General features: G+C 43.2%; 13 protein-coding genes. 1 reads left to right on the top strand and 12 read right to left on the bottom strand.

Features of this window, described 5'->3' with window-relative positions; all coding sequences use genetic code 11:
* Position 1 precedes the first annotated feature (1 nt).
* The 12 genes from D7Z94_RS24755 to D7Z94_RS24700 form a co-directional block, all read right to left on the bottom strand.
* Positions 2 to 844, bottom strand: coding sequence for an alpha/beta fold hydrolase (locus tag D7Z94_RS24755; RefSeq protein WP_120714332.1), 843 nt, complete (start codon positions 842 to 844; stop codon positions 2 to 4).
* The gene (gene alr / locus D7Z94_RS24750; RefSeq protein ID WP_158594723.1) at positions 831 to 2,045 is read right to left on the bottom strand and encodes an alanine racemase; all 1,215 of its coding nucleotides are present in this window, start codon (positions 2,043 to 2,045) and stop codon (positions 831 to 833) included. The genes D7Z94_RS24755 and alr overlap by 14 nt, the downstream gene beginning before the upstream one ends.
* Positions 2,042 to 3,481: an ABC transporter permease subunit gene (locus D7Z94_RS24745; RefSeq protein ID WP_120714330.1), complete on the bottom strand. Its 1,440-nt coding sequence runs from the start codon at positions 3,479 to 3,481 to the stop codon at positions 2,042 to 2,044. Before D7Z94_RS24745 ends, alr begins: the two co-directional genes overlap by 4 nt.
* The gene (locus tag D7Z94_RS24740; protein WP_120714329.1) at positions 3,478 to 4,911 is read right to left on the bottom strand and encodes an ABC transporter permease; all 1,434 of its coding nucleotides are present in this window, start codon (positions 4,909 to 4,911) and stop codon (positions 3,478 to 3,480) included. Before D7Z94_RS24740 ends, D7Z94_RS24745 begins: the two co-directional genes overlap by 4 nt.
* Positions 4,912 to 5,005: 94 nt before the next feature.
* A complete protein-coding gene (locus D7Z94_RS24735) occupies positions 5,006 to 6,262 on the bottom strand; it encodes a DUF4374 domain-containing protein (RefSeq protein WP_211341858.1) in 1,257 nt (418 codons plus the stop codon).
* A gap of 25 nt (positions 6,263 to 6,287) precedes the next feature.
* Positions 6,288 to 8,609: a TonB-dependent receptor gene (locus tag D7Z94_RS24730; RefSeq protein WP_211341857.1), complete on the bottom strand. Its 2,322-nt coding sequence runs from the start codon at positions 8,607 to 8,609 to the stop codon at positions 6,288 to 6,290.
* A gap of 10 nt (positions 8,610 to 8,619) precedes the next feature.
* A complete protein-coding gene (locus D7Z94_RS24725) occupies positions 8,620 to 10,050 on the bottom strand; it encodes a DUF3526 domain-containing protein (RefSeq protein ID WP_120714328.1) in 1,431 nt (476 codons plus the stop codon).
* A gap of 1 nt (position 10,051) precedes the next feature.
* Positions 10,052 to 11,458: an ABC transporter permease gene (locus tag D7Z94_RS24720; protein WP_120714327.1), complete on the bottom strand. Its 1,407-nt coding sequence runs from the start codon at positions 11,456 to 11,458 to the stop codon at positions 10,052 to 10,054.
* Positions 11,455 to 12,171 carry an ABC transporter ATP-binding protein gene (locus D7Z94_RS24715; RefSeq protein ID WP_120714326.1) on the bottom strand — a complete coding sequence of 239 codons (717 nt, stop codon included), beginning with the start codon at positions 12,169 to 12,171 and terminating at the stop codon, positions 11,455 to 11,457. The genes D7Z94_RS24720 and D7Z94_RS24715 overlap by 4 nt, the downstream gene beginning before the upstream one ends.
* A 10-nt stretch (positions 12,172 to 12,181) precedes the next feature.
* Positions 12,182 to 13,399 (bottom strand): GTP-binding protein, encoded by a 1,218-nt coding sequence (locus D7Z94_RS24710; RefSeq protein WP_120714325.1) that lies wholly within the window; start codon positions 13,397 to 13,399, stop codon positions 12,182 to 12,184.
* 516 nt (positions 13,400 to 13,915) lie between these two features.
* A complete protein-coding gene (locus D7Z94_RS24705) occupies positions 13,916 to 14,509 on the bottom strand; it encodes a type 1 periplasmic binding fold superfamily protein (protein ID WP_120714324.1) in 594 nt (197 codons plus the stop codon).
* Positions 14,510 to 14,707: 198 nt separating this feature from the next.
* A complete protein-coding gene (locus D7Z94_RS24700; RefSeq protein WP_147415999.1) occupies positions 14,708 to 15,010 on the bottom strand; it encodes a hypothetical protein in 303 nt (100 codons plus the stop codon).
* A 273-nt stretch (positions 15,011 to 15,283) separates the two neighbouring features.
* Between D7Z94_RS24700 and D7Z94_RS24695 the strand changes: the two genes are divergently transcribed.
* Positions 15,284 to 16,876: a vitamin K epoxide reductase family protein gene (locus D7Z94_RS24695; RefSeq protein ID WP_120714322.1), complete on the top strand. Its 1,593-nt coding sequence runs from the start codon at positions 15,284 to 15,286 to the stop codon at positions 16,874 to 16,876.
* The last annotated feature ends 456 nt before the right edge of the window (positions 16,877 to 17,332 follow it).

Raw genomic sequence — 17,332 nt, 5'->3', positions numbered from 1 at the left:
TCTATTTTGAATCGATAAAATCTTCTAATAATGTGTTGAATTCTTCAGCTCTTTCCCAAAACATGGCATGACTGGTAATTGCCTTAATTTTTGCCTCGGGGACATGGATTTTAAGCCAAGTGTTAGCTTGGTCATACCAGGAATCCCTTACCATAAAAACCGAAGGTATTTCTAGTTGGTCCACTTCTTTTGTATAGTCCGATACCAGTCCGTCTATGTAAAGGCTTAGGGCAATATGAGGGGGTGTCATCCGTATTTCCTTTCGCATCCAATTTCTAGTGGGGTCATCAATGGAATCATTGAGCATCCAATCAATAATGTCATTGGGTTCCGAAGGCCCTGAAATTATTCCTTTTAGGCTACTTCGGTAATCATCAAAAGTTCCATATACCCATTCTTTCTCTCTATTTCCTATCCATTTGGGAGGTTCATCGATAAACACCATCTTACGGACACGATCTACTCCAAATGTCCGCAGATATTCGTATAGGGTAAGGCAGCCACTGGACCAGCCAATCAAGACAATTTCATTCAAGTCCTTCTGTAAAATCAATTCCCTAAGGTCCATCGCGTGATGGGCATACGTATTCTTATAGGTGGTTTTATCCGACCTCCCCTGCCCTCTGGGGTCATATAGGACCACGTGATATCGCTCAGAGAAGTGCTCCTTTTGCTTTTCAAAAAATCGATGGGTCATGGTCCAACCGGGAATGAACAGAAGTGTTTCCCCTTTACCTGTTTCCTCAACATAGAGGTTGGTGCCATCTTTAAGCCCAAAATAATTTCCTTGACCAAGAGCTGGGTGCGTGAAACAGAGTAGAATTAGGAGGCTAAAAACTTTCATATGTCTTTTTAGGGATGGATTCCTTGTAATTGATTTGTAAATAGTTGTGCCCCTTTATCAGCTTGCCAAAGCCTTCCGGGGTAATTTCCGGTCGCTCTGGACCAATCAAGGTAGCTACGTCCCCTACCCTAATTTTCGTTTTAGATCCGAGCGAAACATTGGTATGGCTGGCATTTACATTTACGACGGGATAGAGCTCACCTGCCAATAAAACCATGGCCCCATTTTCCGCTCCACTATCATAACCATCTGCCCAACCCAAAGGGAGTGTGGCAATCCATTCGTCTTGTTCTACTTTGTAGAATCGGGAAAAACCAATGGTGTCACCTGTCTTCAATTTTTCGAGACGGATTATCGGGGCTTTGAGCCGATACGGTACTTGAAGTGGATAGTTTTTGGCTTCGGGCCTATTGACCAAGGGAAAGGAACCATGTAGCAAAATACCGGGTCGCACTGCTTCTTGATGCGATTTTGGCAGGTCTAAAAGCGAAAGCGACGGAGCCAAATGCTTTATCCCGGTTGTTATTCCTTTTCCGTTCAATTTCCTTATAATTTCCTCAAAACGCTTAATTTGCTGTTCCGCAAAGTCTTTTGGCGTAGTCAATGTGGAGAAGGTATGGGTAATCGATAACCTATTATTTTTGGCAACTTCTTCTCCTATATGTACCGCTTCCTTAAAGGGAATGCCCATTCTACCCAAACCGGTATCTATATAGAGTGCAACCTTTATGGCCTTATTTGTACCTAGGGCAAGCTCATTTATTTTTTTGAAGGAAGTTTTTGAAAAAATACTTAAAGTGATTTCCCGTTCTAGAAGAGTGTTGGCGCTTACGCTATCAAAATCTCCCATGAGCAAGATGGGTTTTGAAAATCCAGCTGCTCTTAAAGCGATGGCCCGCTCATCCTTTACCAAAGCAACCGCTATGATGGACGATGAGCCTTCCAAAATTTTCGCTACTTCAACATCACCTAGACCGTAGGCGTTATTTTTCAGTACTGCTATGATGGGCTTCCCCCCTACCATTTTACCTATTTGCAAAGCATTGTGCAGATAAGCGGCCTTGGATAGTTCTATCCAAGGTTTACTATCATACGATCTACTGGCGAAAACGTGATTTTGACCTAATACATACGGACCCATGGTCATGGTAACCAATCCCGTAAAGGATTCGTAAATGAACTGTCTCCTATTCTTTTTCATAAAGGCATCTTTTTGTTCATGATTACCCATCCCATAAAAAATACTACTGCAGCGGACAAAGCCATTGTAACCAGTCCCGTCCAATCATTATTCTTATTTAAAGGGTCACTCTGCATTTTGAAGGAAGGGAGGTGTGAATAGTCTTTGAGGTGTATGGGTTTGTCCCAAAAGAGTCTTTGAAAGTAAAAATCCGTGATACTCTCATGAAAGTGCGTTAGGGCTTCCTGAAATCGCAGGAATGTCCTCAAATCGGTTTCGGCCACCTGTGCCATTATATTTTGTAGATTCACGGCCGGGCTGAGCCAATAATAACCGCCCGACCATTTATTTCTGTTCATTACCTGTTGAGAGTATCGATCGACCTCAGCCTTACTATTGATATCCTTTAAGGATGTAAAAGCGGCGTACGCCTTGGCAAGGGTATTATTACGGATTAAGCTATCGCTGCCCTTAAGTTTGGGCTGATGTGCAAGGAATTCCATAATTACTTCCCGTGACTCATTTTCATCATTTTCATTTTCAAGACCTGTCCTTCGAGTCAGACCGGCCAGAGTTGCGCTGCTAAGTGGATATTTTGAGGTAACGACTATGTTCAATATTCCTGGAGCAACAATCAGGAACAATAACCAAAGGCCAGCGGCCACCATGGCATTAAAAGCTGAACTTCTACGCCAACTGATGATAAGGAACATCAAGGCAAACCAAAATGCGCAATACAGGAATACTCCGGACAACCAGATAATTGCGGGCCCTAGGTTTTTCTTGTCCAACGGATTGCCCGATGTCACCAAACCGATACACGAAATACAAAGGGCAAGACTAACGATCAGTACAAAATAGAATGCCAATCGAATCAAAATAATATTTCGAATGCTAACCGATTGTACCAGCAATAATGGTAGCGTGCCATTCTCTCGTTCCGCCGAAAACAATCCGTAACAGAAAACGATAATTAAAAGTGGAAACAGATAAATGAGTACAAAAGACAGGTCAAAGTTTCCCGCCATCAGATTGGCCGGGTTGGCAATTTCATTTTCAAAGAGCTGGTAATGAAGACTCATTCCCGTAAGGCGATAGTAATAGCGAAAAAGGTCGCGTTGACCAATGGACAGTGCAGCATAGTCATGTGGGGACAAAATGGCGTGATAACCATGCCGGTACCATGCAAAAGAGGGCCTAGAGGCAATGTCATGCGTCCGTTCCTGCTCAAGGGTTTCCCTTTCTTTGGCAAAGCTGGCCTTGTAGTTGGCAAATTCTTCCTGCTCTAGGTCAACAATAGCTTCAATGGTTTCCCGCTGGGTATTAATTTCCGATTGGCCGTAATAGATCGCATAAACCCCAAATAGGAATAAAACCATCAACATAAGAACCAGATGGCGATTGCGGAGAAAAGTTCTCCACTCATATTGGACTATGGTCTTGAACGTTACACTCATAACAGCCTTGTAGTTTTTCTATCCGGGAAACTTAATAGTATCAATACCAAGGTCAGCCAAATCAACAAAGAGGTCAGCTCCGTTTTATAATTCTTCAGTATGTCAAGGGCCTTGGGAGATCGATAGGAAAAATCTTTGATACGCCGCCATAAATCGGACCCTGCCTTATACTCGTAAAACTCCCCATATCGGGAATTTTGGGCCATATCATTATTCATTTCCTTGACCAAACCTCTACGATACTGCTCTACTTCATCCTCAAAATGTAGACTCGTGTGAATATCGGTTCCGGCAAGTCCCATGGAAAGGTGCTGAACGATCAAATAGGGATTCAAGAGACTGGATAGACTGGCTAGACGGTCCTGCTTGGAAAAAATATTCCTTAGATTCCCCAGATGATGGTCATAGACGCTGTTACTAAATTCTTCTCCGGCTTGCATACTTACCCCTTCAAAATTGAACGGTAATTGCTGTACGGAATCGATATCGTATTTATCTAAGTATTCCTTTTCCAATTTGGCCATTCGCGCCGAGCGCGGGGTGTTTCCATCCATTCCGTTGGCAATGTCATCCTGTATTTGGGCCTTGAAAACCCTCATGGAAGGCGACTTGTAAAAATTTTCACTCATATTGGCCACTGTTTTGGGCATCAGCATGGTGAAAAAAATCCAAACCGTAAGTAATGTTAAAAGAGCGTTCTTTCCGGTGGATGAACGGAAAGAGACCCATACGGAAAAGGAAATAAACAGGAATAGGTAAATGCCATAAAGCAAAAACAACAACAGCGCTCTAACAGTTACGTCCGAAATGGTTTCTGACCGGACTCCGGAAGTGGCGAGTAGGCTTGTTCCAAGTAAAAAGGGCAACAAAAGGGCCGTAATCATGATGGTATAAGCCAATACCTTTCCCCAAATAAGCGTTCGGTAGGAAACGCCTTGGCTAATCAACAATCGTAATGTGCCACTTTCGCGCTCCCGGGTAAAAGAAGCGAAAGCAAGAAAGATAATAAGCAAAGGAAGCAGTACTTGCAATACCATGGCCGCGCTCAATTCCCCAAACCGAATCATGCTACTATGGTCTTGGGCGGGCCGGAACATAAACTCATGTTGGTGGTGTGCCTCTAGATATACGGATGTACCCGTGAATGTGTCCAATCCAAAATCGAAAAGACTGAAAATGGTCTTTGGCTTAAAGGCAAAGGTTCCGTAATGCGCGGCGATGTGTGGGTGCTTATCGCCCTGTTCAAGCCATTGCTGTCTTTTCTCGGCACGTGTTTGAATAATGGCTTCCTTTTGCTGCTTATAGGCAAGGTACCCCGCATATAATGCTACCATCAACAGTAATGAAATCAGCAGCCCAAGGGAAACGATAAGCTTTTCCCGTAGGGCTATCTTGATTTCTTTCCGCGCAATAAGTATCAGTTTACGCATTTTCCAAATGGTTTTTTAACAGAGCAATCAACCAGTCTTAGGTATTCAAAGCGTTTTCTTATTCGATAGTTTATCGCTTTCTAGCAACACTTGCTTAATTCAATAGCTCCAGACCGTTGATGAATCCTCCGGTCGATACAAATTTTTTGCTTACCGAGCCCGTTGCCGCATCGAAACTATACACCGCATTTTCATCATTGGTGGCCGTAGAGAAAAGCAGTTCATCTCCTGAATTTGGACGTATGATCATACTCCTTGATGCATATGTGATAGGAAGGTCCGCTACCTCGCCAATACTTGTACGGTTCTCTAGATCAAGCTCCACGTATTTGAATTGGGGTTCACCGGTAAGAAATTCAAAAAAGTCGCTTTCATCCTCTACCCTGGATGTAAAGGCACGGCCATTGGGCATCAAGTTAATTCCATAACATACATTGCCTGTGGCCGTATTCAAGTCAAGAAAGTAATCAGGATCGAAAGAAGTCTGTGCGTTTGCAATTCTTAACAGACCGCTGGGGCTACTTCCTCCACTCATTGTAGTTCCTAGGCCGTGTACATAAATATCCCCGTTGTCTGCCTTAACCATTCCCGAATTGGAAGATGGTCCGCCAAAAACCATTCCTGTTCTTTCATCTGAAATTACCTTTTCTACCGCTCTTGAGTCCAGATCAATAACCGCCACATAGGCGGAATCATTCACAGGAACAAAGTTGTTCTCATAGTGCACTCCCATAAACAATTTACCGTCCCTCTCCATCATGTCCAGATAATACGTGCGAGTAGCTTCGGGAAATCTGCTGGTCACCGAACTTAGGGACACCTCATCGGTTATACGCATAGTACTTGGATCAAATACGATCAATTTTGAAATACCTCCGGCCACTGAGCCATAGGCAACGGTCTCACTTTCAAAATACAGGGTAGAGAAAACGTTTGCACCGGGAACCACTATGCGCTCTTCCTCCACAGCGTTCCCTTCATCATCAAACACATACTTGACCAGCGTAGCGGGTGCACCAAAAGGTGAGGTATAAAGTGCCTTGTTATACGATACCGTCCCCGCTCCGCCATTGGCCGCCAATTCTGTGGCCATGTCGTTGCCTATAGTAGTGAAATCCAAATCGGTAAGTCCTTGGATATAAGTAGTTTGGTTGGGGAAAGCCCCCCCGACGGTGGATAGTCCAAAATTGACCACTACAGGATCCGGGGTTGGATCAGGTGTAGGATCTGGCGTTGGCGTACTGTCAACTACAGGGGGATCATTATCGTCACTACTGCAACTAGACGAGACGATTCCCATTAGTGCCAGAATTAAAAGAAGTTGCCAATTCTTAAAAAATACTTTTTTCATTTTGCTTGGATTTAAGTGTATAGGTTTAATTTAAAAATGTTCTTAGTGTTACGTAAAAAGCCCTGCCAGGCCGTTGTACGCTAAAGTTGTCAAATACTTTTTCATCCAGTAGGTTGGTACATTCCAAGGATACTGTAGCTTTATTGGCCCATGCGGTATAGGATACCCCTACATTCTGTACGAACTGTGAAGGGATGGTATTTTTGAAATCCCTGTTGCCATCGACCTCCCAAAAAAGGAAAAACTCGTTCACGTAGCTACCAGACCACCAGGTAGAGAATACATTACCCGGGCCCAGCAGGTCTTTCTTGTTAAAGCGCACTTCGCCATTTCCGAACAGATATGGAATGTTGGGCAAACGTGCATTGAAATAGCGATCATCCACTGCCCCGGTTACACTTCTCGGGGAACGGTTTCTCAAATCCTGATAGGTAGCATTGGCCGTAATCTGGAGAAATTCGAAAGGACGCAGACGAACTTCCATATCTGCTCCGAAGGTTCGTGCCTTCAATAGATTCTGATACTGGGCAAAAAACTGTGAAGTCCTTAGCCAAATGATATTATCGGTATCACGATAAAAAAAGTTAGCATCCCAGTTTATTTTTGAATGGTTCCATTGTAGTCCAAGATTTAGATTATGGCTTTGCTCCGGTTCAAGGAAGGGATTGGGGCGGATGATTGTAAAATCCCCAAAAAGTTCAAATTCATCCGGAAGTCTTGTAGCATATTCATAAGAAGCCTTGACCAAAAAATCCTTCGTAATGTAGTAACGAAGGGACTGAAGAAAACCAAAATTGGAAACTTCCTGTGCATTAGGTACAAATTCAAGGTTTTGAATGGCATATCCCTCGGCATCCAGCCAAAAATGTTTTACCGCAGAATAACTTGTCAACTTTTCGGAAAAGTCGTGTTCGTAAGCAAAACCTGTAGCATTTTTAAAGAGAACGGTGGGGTTTGCAAAAAAATCCTCTCCATAAAATTCGGCGGCCACCGGGTCTTCGCCTACTCTTCTGAACCAAGCCGAAAAGACGTTAAACGTGAATCTTCCCTTCTTCCATGGGGAATGGATTATATTGAGCCTCCCGAGTACATTCTTGCTATTAAGTTCCAATAGATTTCTAGAGGTAGAGATTTCGCCGCCATCGGTACGGCGATCAAAGACTCTTCCGTCCCAGGTGTATACGTTCAGGGTAGTATCCACAAAATGTCCGCGGGTCTTATTATAGGCCCCGTACCATTTTACATCGGTTTTCTTGAGGATTTCCTTTTTCTCATATTCAAGCGAAGTTCCTATGGTAGCTTCATCATAGGTTACCTCTCCATAGGGTTGGGCCATAATGGCATTGTGCTGAATATCATCTTCCAATCCCGAGTAACGGACGCTTAAAATCAGACGGTCGGCATATGTTTTATCAAAAACACCCCCATACAGACCCACTAAATAATTGGAAAACCCATCATGAAAACGTCTAACGGTAGCGGGGTTGGGGTTACCGAACTCATCTGGAATCTCAATATCCACCTTGTAATCATTATCGGAATGGTTATAGAATGAATTGATTCCGATGACCCACTGCTTTTCCGGATGTACCCATTGCCCGTTTACATTGATTTTATGACTGTTGAAGGATCCTCCGGAGTAAGAAGCGTCCAAATAGTTCTTATAGGATTTTCGGGTAATGACATTAATACCTCCGCCCAATGCATCCGCTCCAAGATGCACGGGCACCACTCCTTTATATACTTCAATTTGATCCATGAGACTGGCCGGAAGTACGTTCAGTCCGAGACCGGAACCATAGTAGGACAAAGGAATGCCATCAAGAAAAAAGGGCACGGATTTGCCAGTCATCCCATTGAGATATACTTCGGCATTGCTTCCAAAACCTCCAGTCTGTCGAACCACTACGCCGGGAATCTGTTTTATGATGTCGCTGGTGTTTGTATTTCGGGTAAAAAACTGTTCTGTCTGCATCACCGAGACATTGACCGTACTTTCACGAAGTTCCTGAGTTTTTGTTTTGCCCGTTACCGTAACACCATCCAGTGTTTCGGTCTCTTCCGAAAGAACCACCTCTATATGAACAGGGCGATTCCTTTTTATATCGATGCTCTTATTTATGGTCTGAAAACCGATAGACGAAAATCGCAACGTATGCTCTCCTTCGGCATCCACGGAAACACTGAAATACCCAGAGGTATCGGTGCTGGTATAGTCTTCATCCGGGAGTAACTGTACCGTAACGCCAAGGAGTGGAATACCGTTTTGGTCTACCACCCGTCCTGAAACAAGTAGTTCTTGAGACAATAAGCCTTTGGACGTAATCATAAAGACAACAATGACCATTCGCACCATTTTAGTAATCGGATAAAACTGAACTTTTTTGCCAAATGGTCGAACCAAAAAATCCAAGTCCTAGGAGACCCATGGAAATGAATACAAGCCACGGTAATGCCGCCCATTTATTGGAATCCATAGGTGCGTATTCAAACTTTGGAAGATTGGGATAATCCTTTTGGGAAAAGTCTCTATTGTTGTATAAAAAAGGTGTCAAATGTTCTCGCCAGGTCTCCGCAAAGGCAATGACCTGTTTTCTAAAGTCCGCATAGTCCTTAGTAGAAGTGCCCGCTATTTGGTTCAAGGATTCCTGGGCAATGATAGCCGGGGAAATCCATTTAAAACGCCCTACCCAGTCCTGTTGTTTCTGCAGTTGTTCTTCATACTTTTGGACGACTGGGGACAATTCTTCCTTTATCAGCTTTTGAGAAGCCATATAACGATGGTAAAATCCACGTGATTGGCTTGTATCGTTTAAGGCATATTCCGGATGATCCCGCAAAAAGTTGTCCAGTATCTCATCTTGTTTTTTGGCGACTTCCGCTTTTAAGTTGCGCATTTCATTGATCATTAAGGTACGCGATGGCATAGGATAAATTGTGTTTCCCAATTGGTTTAGGACCGAGGGAACAAAAAGTACAAATACCACCCATAGCCCAAGTAAGGCGACTGCATTCTTTGCCGAGCTACCGGCTTGTAGATTAACCAAAAATGCGAGGGTAAACCAGAAGAGCATATAAACCAATACCAGGGCCAAAAATCCTAGAAAAGAAGTTGCCTGTGCTATGATATTAATACCAATGAGCAGGAATGCCAAAGTCAATGTAACCATGACCAATATCGCCATCCAAAAAAAACGCAGCCCCAGTTTTTGCATCACCCATTTTTGAATGGTTATGGGCTGAGCGGCCAAAAGCCGAATAGAGCCGCTCTCCTTTTCGGCCGAAAGCACATTATAGGAAAAGGCAATAATGAGCAATGGCAGCAAGTATATGATGACAAAGGCCAGGTCAAAACTACCGAACAACAATTGAACGGGACTGGTCATTTCAGTAAAGTTAAGGGCATTGTCATCCCCGGTGGCCGTTGGTTTTATATAATGGGTAAAAAGGTCGGCCTGCCCGGTAGACACAAATGCCAGGGGCTGAGGCTCCATGGCCGCTACCCTGGGGTAATAGTTACCTAAGGCCATGGGGCTAGAGGGAACGGTCCAATAGGGCACGCTTACTTCAAGACCGTGCTCAACCGAGTCTAGAAGTATGAGCATCATGGCATCATTCTCCCGCATTTCGGAATGGGCAGCGGTAATATCGCTTTGGCGTTTCTCTACCTTTTGCCTTCCATTAAAGGCCGAAAATCCGAAGAGTACTAACAGTATTACACTTAGTAGTTGTATCCAACGGCTGCGTAAGAGTAGCTTTAATTCATACTTAAAATTATACGTTAACATATCAAATGGTTTTGGTAGTGAACAATAGCAGACTAAAGGAACCCAGTAGCCATAGACCTAAAATTCCTAAATTGGAAGTATTGCGGGAGAGAATGGAACCAAGTTCTGGCGGGTCATAGTCAAAGGCTGGCAGGTTCTTCCAGAAATCGGCATCGGCCCGATAGCCCCAATTGCCATACTCGGAATTCTCGGCAAAATTATCGTTCAGAAATTTTTGGGTAGCAATTCTGTATTCTTCGGCGGCATCGGCAAATTCCCAGTGCGTCGCATAATCCGTTTGGGCGATGGCCATACTCAAAAAACGCGCGGGCAGATAGGGTGAAATGGCCGCCAACCCTCTATAAACGGCAGATTGTTGTACAAACTGCTCCTTAAGGTAATTGTAGTGCTTAAAATATACCTCTGCCTCATGCTCCTCACCTTTCTGCATTCGATACCCATCAAAGTTAAAGGGAAGTTGATGGAGGCTGTCCACGCCGTACTCTGCCAGTACTGTCTCTTGTAATCGTTTGGCTTCCTTGCTCCAAGGATTATGACCATCCAGCCCCTCTTTTTTATCCTTCAAAACGTTGGCCGCAAATTCCTGACGGGTGGGATACGGATGCTTGGCCTCGGCTACATTACTTGCAGCCTTAGGTGCCGCCAGACAGGCAATAATCCATACACAAAGTGAAACTACCAGGGAAACACCGGATTTTTTTGTATTTGCGGATATTAATAGAACTATATTGATGAAAACAACGTAGTACCCTACATATACCGCAAACATTACAAACAAAGCATTCCAATTGAATATGCCAAAATCCTTTAGTCCGCTCAATAGTAGGCCAGCCACAAGAAACAAGATGGCCGTGATGACAAGAATGGGAATGAATAGAGCCATCCACTTTCCCAGTATCCATTTCCAAGTGGAAATTCCCTGACTCTTTAACAAGGTCAAGGTGCCCATTTCCCGCTCTTTGGTAAAACTATTGTACCCTAAAAGAATTATAAGCAAAGGAATGATGAACAGTAAAATAAAATCAGGGGTCAAGTCTCCAAAACGGGCTAGACCTGTTTGGTCTGCCGCAGCACTGAATTGGGCCTCGTTGCGTTTATGGGCTTCCAAAAAAATAGAAGTTCCCGCATACTTATCCACTCCCTGGTCCACTAAGGACAAGGGATATTTGGGTTTAAAGGCGTAGGTACCATAGTGAGCTGCAGAATGTGGGTTCTTTTCACCTTGGCTGTCCCATATGGTGCGCTCGGCCGTCTTGGCCGCCTCGTATTGTTCGTTCACATTTTCATACTGCCGGGCACTTATCCATACAGCTACGCCTAACAGTAAGATTACAATGAAAAAGGCAAGACGAACACGTCCATCACGAAGCAATTCCCTGGTTTCCTTTAAAAATGTCATTAAAATCATATGGCAAGTTCTTTATACGCCATGGCGTGTAGATAGGAATCCTCCAATTCCGATAGGGATATATCATCGGCCATAAACTGCTCCTTTAACTGGCCATCCTTCATGATACCGATATGTGTGGCCACCTCTTTGGCCCTAAATAGGTCGTGTGTGGCCATCAAGGTGGCCACGCCCCTAGCTCGTAACTTTTGGAGTAACAAACCAAATTCGTTACTGGCCTTGGGGTCCAAGCCCGAGGTGGGTTCATCCAATAGGAGTACTTTGGCCTCTTTGGCCAGGGCAATTGAAATACCCACTTTTTGGCGCATCCCTTTTGAAAAGGTTGAAATACGCTTATCAAAGGCTTCCAGCTGCAACCCGGCTTCCTTTAAGAATCCCCTTAAATCAGAATCGGACAATTTTTTTCCTGCGATTCCCGAAAAGTAATCCAAGTTTTCCACCGCAGTGAGACTAGGATAAAGCATCAGATTTTCCGGTATGTACGCCAAAAATCGTTTAGTGGTCCTTAGGTTTTCCTGAACGTTCAATTGGTTGATGAAAGCACTGCCCGACGTAGGCTCGATAAAGCCTAACAACAAGTTGATAGTGGTAGTTTTTCCAGCGCCATTGGCCCCGAGAAGGCAATAGATTTCGCCTTCCTTTACGTTAAGGTTTAGATGGTCAAGGGCAGTTTGGTCGCCATATTCCTTTGTGAGATTGTTCGTGATAATCATATCTTTTAATTTATGCGTTTGTATGTTGATAGTTTTCTATGGGCCAATCATCCGTAGTAGGGAAATTTCCCCTTTTCCAATCGATGACTTCCCTATCACTAAGCAAACATTCTTCAAGTTGTTTGGTTATTGAGGGAACATCAAGATGTTGCCCAATCAAGACAAGTTCTATCTTCCGGTCTCCGAAGGGAGTGGCCCATTCCGACTCGATCAGTTTTTGGTTGTTAACAAAAGAAGCATAGTTAATGCGTTCCGAAAAGGGCATGGAAGCCCACCAGACCCCGGCAGGATCTACTTTTGTAGAACCACCCGCCGTACTCCATACCAACGCTTGGTCCGGCCGTGAGGATAACCAAAACAAGCCCTTGCTGCGGATGACGTTCGGGGGGAAATGGTTGTTTACATAGTCCAGGAAACGTTTAGGGTGGAAAGGCCGCTTATTGCGAAACACGAACGAGCCGATTCCATATTCCTCGGTCTCCGGAACATGATCGTTCTGAAGCTCTTGTATCCAACCGGCCGAGGTTTCGGCCTCTTCGAAATCGAACAGGCCCGTCTTCAATACTTCCCGTAGGGGTACTTCTGAATTTTTAGTAGGAAGAATTCGTGCACTAGGGTTTAACTTGTGTAACATATCGTAGAGGTTCCGTAGTTCTTCCTCCGTAACTAAATCAACCTTGTTCAATAAGATTACATTGGCGAACTCTACTTGATCCGTCAAAAGGTTCACAATGGTGCGATCGTCGCCCTCCATATCAGTCAAGTTACGGGAAGCGAGGTAATCCGGGCTTGAAAAATCCTTTAGGAAATTAAAAGTGTCCACTACCGTGACCATGGTGTCGATATAACTGAATCGGCTCAGGTCAATACTGCCGTCCTCGCTGGCAAAACTAAAGGTCTGCGCCACGGGAATGGGTTCGGAGATACCGGTACTTTCTATCAATAAATAGTCAAACCTGTTCTCCTTTGCCAATTTTTCTACCTCCACCATCAGGTCTTCCCGAAGTGTGCAGCAGATACAGCCATTCGACATTTCGACAAGCCTTTCCTCGGTACGGGAAAGGGTATTTTCGTTCTGTACGAGTTGGGCATCGATATTTACCTCGCTCATATCATTGACGATGACGGCCACTTTAAGGCCCTCTTTGTTATGCAGGATGTGGTTGAGCAGCGTGGTCTTACCCGCGCCCAAAAAACCACTCAATACGGTTACGGGCAATTTTGCCATTATTAATGGTTTTTAAAATAAAATGATATCATATCATAACCACTCTACAACAAATATTTAGATTGCAAAGCGTTGAATTTCAGTATTCAAGAGAGATGTCTTGAACAGCAGGAGTATCTTTAGAATGTGGGCGAGGGAGGGCCTCTCAAAGAGCGAATGGCCAGGGTTCTGGGCCTAAAATAGGGGTCTTGTACGCTTATAATTGCAAAGGCCGCTACGAACCCTAAAAGGATTAGTGTGCAAAACCATAGGTAAACGGTTTGACCCAATAATTTTGCGCACAGTTCGCAGGAAAAGGATTGTTCTTCAATTTGGGTGTCATGTACACTGTGATGATCACATGAACTAAAAACATGAGAAGTTAAGACATGCAGGGTATGGTATGACAACTGAAGTAAAAGTACGGTTGTCAATAGTATCCCAAACCATTTTTTTGTCTTGGTACTTCCCATTGAAAAAGGGAGTGGAGCTTATCCACTCCCTAGTTTTAATTAGATATAGACGGAAAACCCGTCCTTATTCGATGGTCAAACTGAACGTCTGGGTGATGTCGGTCTCTCCCCCGGCATCGGCCAAAGAACCATCATTGGGTTTTTTGGGCTCGTGGCGCAATGTTACCGCCAAGGTTCCCGAGCTTGCATCGGTGGTAGTAAGGGTAAACACAATTCCTACTGGATTTGTGGTCGTGAAATTTTCTCCCGTCTCCTCGGATACGTAATCCGATTCGTCATCGCCGTAAGCGGTTGTGGCATTCAATGCTCCCCCCACCACGAAAAAGAACTGATGTTCGGCAGCCTCTCCCTCAATTTCTTCATTGACGTTTTCCGCCGGTGTTTCTGTCTCGTTCAATAAAACTATCCCACCGTCATAAATGGTGTTTTCCGCAAGACTTCCCGAAATGTCAATATCCGGTGCATCAGGGCCGTCACCATCCAAATCCCGAGAAATCAAAGTTACGGTAGTACCGCCGCCTTGCGGAACCATAGTAACCGTCATAGTTGTAATGGTCTCTTCTTCATTTACAGGATCCGGAGCATCGTCGTCATCCGAACAAGAGGTTAAAACAAAGCCCGTTAAGGCCAAAGCCGATAAGAATTTAATTGTTTTCATAGTAATAATTATAAGGATATTAGAGTTAATCGTTTTTAGTAAAATCTTGGATTTAAGAATACAACTACTTTAACCTTTGGATGCCAACTATCAAAATTTGATTTGAATTTGGAAAGTAGTATTGCTATAAAATCTTAGTGAAACACCAAGAAATCAACGTCTTATCTTATCAAGATAAAAAGACAAGGAAAGAGTTGACTAAATGACTGAAGGCGGGGGCCTGGAGCAATGATGGGATTCCAGTTGTGTCTTGGGAATCTGAATACTAGAGAAGAATACCCTCGGTTCATAATCCCATAAGAAAGAAGGTTGATCAAGTGCAACAAAAGAAAACGAGGTGGTTTCTGACTGCTGATTGTCGATGGCCAAAATACAAAGTTCGCATTGGTCCACCGTATCATTTTCAACATCATGATGCTCATAGACGTGAAAAGCGGTTATCTTGGCAAACAACATGCCAACAAGGAAGAATACACTTATATGCTTTAACGAACCTTTCACAATTTACAAATCTAAAACAATCGATTTAAGTTACGGTGTTAAAAAAATCATAATGTATGCGTGGACATGTTAATTGTCCTTCAAATAACGCCCTTAAAAATCGTTACATCAATTCCAAATCCACTATCACCTAGGGCCCAATTGTATCCAATAGTTCACGCATATTCTGATGTGATAAATCTTTTTCGGATTTAACAAAAGTTGTTTTTGCAATTCACTATATTTAACAAGAAATTACTTTCTTTTATCATACTATTTAGACTATAATTTTTTATGAACAACACAGTATTCGTTACCCGCAAAATTCTGGACTTACTACAGGTTAGAAATACCAAGTCCCATATAGAGGATACCATACTTTCCCATCCTGATCATACCAGTCTATTGGCCGTATCCGATGCATTAAACACGTATAGTCTGAAGAATTTGTCCGCTAAGATAGATAAGACCCGGTTACCGGAACTTCCCCTACCCTGTATTGTACAGGTTAAAAAGGAGGAGAGCCCGGTTTTCTGGGTATTGAACCGCTGTATGGAGGATTCCGTTTCTTTTTATGATGATTCAAATACGCTAAAGCACGAATCAAAGGAAAGCTTTTTGAAAAAATGGACCGGGATATGCTTGTTGGTAGATAAGACCGAAACTATAAGCGAGCCTGGAATAGATAAAAAACTATCATCGATTAGACTAGCACAATCCCTTAGCGCATTGCTCCTTCTACTTCTCATAATTTGGGTCTCGAATACCCTTTTCAATTCCGATATAACAGCGAAACCGGAAAACATTGTTTACACATTGGTCTATACCTTGCTTAAAGTTGGTGGATTGCTTGTTGGGGCGGCGTTATTATGGTTTGAGGTTGACCAGTACAACCCAAAACTGCAAGCTCTTTGTTCGGGAGGTAAAAAGGTGGATTGCCATGCGGTATTGAACTCAAAACATGCCCGACTTTTTAATGGATCCCTGAGCCTAGGTGTATTGGGCCTCTCCTATTTTTTCGCCACTTTCCTGTATCTTCCAATACAGGAATTTTCGATGTCGTCCTTGGCCATTTTGACTTTTTTTAGTTTTTCAACGTTTCCCATACTATTGATATCGGCATATTACCAAGGAATGATTATAGGGCAGTGGTGTAAATTTTGTATAGGTATACAGGTTATTCTTATCACAGAGATCATTTTGGGACATGCTGCCGGTTTCTATGAAAATCCTATAGTCCTACAAACTTTGCCTGTACTTGGCATCCTACTCATTGTACCTATATTGCTCTGGAAATTTGTTAAGCCCCTATTGGATAAGGAAAGGGAAACGAATTTGTACAAAAGGGGGTTCAAAAAAATCAAGAATAATCCCAAGGTTCTATCAAGTTTACTTGCTGCTTCTCGGAAAATAGAAACAGCTCCCAATGGATTGGGAATTTCATTAAAAAGAAATACGGCCGAATATGACATCATTAAAGTATGTAATCCCTATTGTGGACCTTGTGCCACCGCCCATCCCCATCTGGAGGAATTGGTAAACAGGGGTAAAATTAATTTACAGATATTGTTTACGGCATCCACAAACCATGTGGACAATAGGGCAAAACCCGTAAGGCATTTATTGGCCATAAATGATCAAGGCAACGAACTTAGAACTCAACAGGCCTTGGATAATTGGTACAGTGCTCCAAAAAAGGACTATAATGCCTTCGCCCTTAAATATCCATTGAACGGAGAGCTTGCCCAACAGGACGCGAAAATAGAGGCTATGTACGGTTGGTGCAAAAAAGAGAAAATCGCCCATACACCTACCCTTTTCATAAATGGTTATGAATTGCCTATGGAATACTATAATGCAAAAGATTTAAAGGAAATCCTGGGATAAAAAGAAAAAGGCCCAAAGAAGAACTTTGGGCCAAGAACAATATTCTTTCGCGAAGAATGGACATAAACCTTGAGTGTCCTTAACTGTTCAAGACAAATATAAATTTTAAAGTTTTACCGAATGAAAAATTTAAGTTTTAGGGGGTTGGATCTAAAAGTTGACAATCTACTTCAATCCGAAGAATTGAAAACTGTTGTAGGCGGTACACCGGTAGGTAGCTGCTCTGTTGACCCTACTTGTTCCACAGGATGTAGACAACAGGTTTTTCTTGGTTCTCCAAATACTTTTTGTAGTACTTGTTGCCAAGGTCCTTATTAATATTTAATCGACGGCTGCATGAAATACTGTTAGTATGACATTTTTCATGCAGCTTTTATTTTCGATAAGTTTTCATACGCACAACCGCAGTAAAAGGCCTAATCTTTTATGACCTTTCTTCACGCCGCAGCAAATCCA

The sequence above is a fragment of the Ulvibacterium marinum genome (assembly GCF_003626755.1).
GTDB lineage: Bacteria > Bacteroidota > Bacteroidia > Flavobacteriales > Flavobacteriaceae > Ulvibacterium > Ulvibacterium marinum.
This window is presented reverse-complemented; position numbering and strand designations above follow the sequence as displayed.